Below are 522 nucleotides of genomic sequence, written 5' to 3'. Positions count from 1 at the left end.
GTGTGACTGTGGCGTTGCCGGGGCGCTAGGTGGCGTTGTGCTGTGTCGTGCGGTGTTGATGCGGGGATAGATTTGCGTTGGGTGATGATAAGTTTTGATAGTCGGCTTCGTTGGGTGTCTTGAGCAGCTCTGGTTTTGGCAGCGGGCGAGGGGGATAAGATGCAGCTGGCCGTTGCTGGCAGGAATTGCTGTTGGACGGCGCTGCCCGTTCGCCCCACTACATAGCAACGCAAACTAAGGGGTCTCAGCTCACAAATAGCGCAAACTGACGCAAACGAGCTCAAGTTTGCTCAGGCCTCTATAGTGCACCCTCTAACGCGCCCTTCTGAAGTATCACGTTGCGCGATCCAGCCGGTCTGTAACGGCTTGGTCTTGTTGTTGGTGAGGTTTGTATAAGTTTTGGTGTTTTCCCGTGGTCTGTGCAAATTTTGGTTTTGTTAATTATTGGGCCTGATTTGTTTTGTGATTGGCTTGTTTCTGGGGTTTTTGGGTGGTTTGTTGAGGCTGGTTGGTTGATATATG

The 522-nt window shown here is 51.7% G+C and carries 1 protein-coding gene; it reads right to left on the bottom strand.

Going from position 1 to position 522, the window contains the following annotated elements:
* Positions 1-298: 298 nt before the first annotated feature.
* Positions 299-522: hypothetical protein (locus IE076_RS22770; RefSeq protein ID WP_209009425.1), on the bottom strand; the 224-nt coding region annotated here is incomplete at its 5' end.

This window comes from Pseudovibrio japonicus, from assembly GCF_014651595.1.
GTDB lineage: Bacteria > Pseudomonadota > Alphaproteobacteria > Rhizobiales > Stappiaceae > Pseudovibrio > Pseudovibrio japonicus.
This window is presented reverse-complemented; position numbering and strand designations above follow the sequence as displayed.